We start from the raw sequence: 2026 nt of genomic DNA, 5'->3' as shown, positions 1-2026 counted from the left end.
CCTACGGCGCCTCATGAAGGGCGCGGACGCCACCAAAAGCGCTACCAGAAGTTACACCTCTCCCTGGGACAGGACCCTGAAAGCGCGGATTTCAGACTTGGAGAAAGAACAGGATTTTCGCACTCAGATGCTGGACATAATGAAGGAGACGTTGGAGCAAAGGCCTCAATCAGCTGTCTGATCTCGGGGAAGACCACTGGTATAGGCACAGGGAATTTCCTGCCAAACACAGATGCCTTGCAGATGGATGCGACCCGGTGAACGATCTGCGTACCTCACGATGAAAAAAATCAGGGGAACTGGGGCACAGGGCTACGAAAGGGGCGGTTCGCTGTTCCATATTTTCGCAGTCTGGCGGTCCGGCGGCGGTAAAGAAGGATTGATGCGATGGTGGAGCGCACACTCTTCTCGATCCGCGATGCAGGCTGGGTTCATCGGCCTCTTTCAAGTTCCCGGTCAGCCAGATCAGAGAGAAACTCCGGCGCGGGCGCCACCCCCAACATCCACACGAAATCCCGGGCACGCGCTGCTGCCACATACAAGAGATGGCGCTCGGTGGTCGTGAGCTCGTCAAGATGGGCCTCGTCCCGCGCCGTGAGCGACCGCGCCTCGTCGGGGATGGCGGCATGTGAAAGCCAGGGAACGGAAACGGCACTAAATTTGGCGCCCTAAGCATCATGCATCGTCATCACATGAATATTGATCGCATCAAGACCCGCCATCTGGTCGGCCCGCCACACCAAAACGCCTGCTGCGCGTTCTCGCGCAGAGACCGCTTCACTTGTTTCGAAGTTTCGCAGTGCTCGTCGAAGAGAACGATGTAGCGGCGCGGTAGATCGCCCATTTCGTAATGGCCGACCTCTTAAGTGATGCTTACCATGTTGATCACGCGCTTGCGCAGATCGCAAATGATGAGTTTTGCTTCTACTTCATCCAGGAGTACCGGCTATAGGAGTGAACGACGATCCTATCAAACCGCCGTTTGCCGTATTTCGCCTCCTCCAGCATTCCATCGAACTCTGAACGGTTGCCCTGGAATCCGCTGCTGGCCTTTTGATACTCTCGAACCACCTGCCAGCCCGGCCGTGGAAAGTAGACCTCCAGTTGCTTGCGTTGACCCGGTACCGGAAGGTCGTTCACGGCCTGCGTACCCGTCGCCACGTGATAATACAACACTGCACAAGCCGGCTGGCCAGAACTGGTGAAGGGCCAGATAATTCGACTTTTCTCCATGCGAGATAAACCAAAGGCGTCGATGAAGTAATGGTTTTCAGCCCTTTAGTAATAAAATTGTCGCTGTAACGGCGAGCATCTAACGATTCTGTAGGCGAGTTACTGCAAGAAATTAGTTTACTGGACTTGCTTGTTTGGGTACTCTGTATTCATGTTACAGAATCTTATACCGATGAGGTTGTCGGAGGTTTGCGATATTTCGGCGGGCCATACCGCCCGCCAGGGGCTCAAGATCGCCGCGAAGGGCGGGCTCCTCGCTGCTCAGTTGGGTGATGTGCGTGCCGGAAGGCCCATTGAGGCTGACGCTTTGGGTCGCTACCAACTTGCGGGCTTGTCTGATCGCTTCATGGCTCGGCCTGGGGATGTTCTTTTTCGCTCCAAGGGTGTTCCCAGCACGGCCGCGATTGTATCGGCCGCCTGCCATGAGGTCATCGCCGTGTTCCAGCCGTTGATGATCTTGCGCCCCAAGACTGATGAGGTTTTGCCAGATTACTTGACTTGGGCGATCAATCGGCCAGCAGCGCAAAGGTATTTCCGCGCGTCTGCCCAAGGCACAACAATCCGTAGTGTTTCTAAATCGGCACTTGAGGATCTCCCGATTCCGGTTCCAAGTCTCAACCGCCAGAAAATGATTGGGGCTGCCTATCACTTATCCTTGCGTGAGGCCGATCTGCTACGTGAGCTTGCAGACAAGAGTGAATTGCTCACATCGCTCACGCTAGGCTCAGGACTCATAGCCAGTAGATGACAGTGGCGGCGAGAGCGATGGCTGAGAGGAAGACCTTTGGGCATC

3 protein-coding genes are annotated in these 2026 nt (G+C 55.4%); 2 read left to right on the top strand and 1 reads right to left on the bottom strand.

Annotation, left to right across the window (positions count from 1 at the left end; translation table 11 throughout):
* The coding region (locus ACGYK7_RS19060; RefSeq protein ID WP_394403945.1) for a hypothetical protein at positions 1–181 on the top strand (181 nt) is incomplete at its 5' end.
* Between the two features lie 743 nt (positions 182–924).
* Here the strand turns inward: ACGYK7_RS19060 and ACGYK7_RS19055 are convergent.
* Positions 925–1233 (bottom strand): recombinase family protein, encoded by a 309-nt coding sequence (locus ACGYK7_RS19055; protein ID WP_394403944.1) that lies wholly within the window; start codon positions 1231–1233, stop codon positions 925–927.
* A 151-nt stretch (positions 1234–1384) separates the two neighbouring features.
* Here ACGYK7_RS19055 and ACGYK7_RS19050 point away from each other — a divergent pair, with 151 nt between their 5' ends.
* Complete coding sequence (locus tag ACGYK7_RS19050; RefSeq protein ID WP_394403943.1) at positions 1385–1981, top strand: restriction endonuclease subunit S; 597 nt, start codon at positions 1385–1387, stop codon at positions 1979–1981.
* Positions 1982–2026 lie beyond the last annotated feature (45 nt).

This window comes from Sulfitobacter sp. 1A15299, assembly GCF_043556915.1.
In the GTDB taxonomy this organism is placed as follows: Bacteria; Pseudomonadota; Alphaproteobacteria; order Rhodobacterales; family Rhodobacteraceae; genus Sulfitobacter.
Note: the sequence above shows the minus strand (reverse complement) of the source record. Positions and strands in the feature narration are given on the sequence as shown.

Excerpts from the sequence above, each read along its gene's own strand:
- ACGYK7_RS19050 (WP_394403943.1), top strand. The coding sequence starts at position 1,385 with ATGTTACAGAATCTTATACCGATGAGGTTGTCGGAGGTTTGCGATATT.
- ACGYK7_RS19055 (WP_394403944.1), bottom strand. The coding sequence starts at position 1,233 with ATGGAGAAAAGTCGAATTATCTGGCCCTTCACCAGTTCTGGCCAGCCG.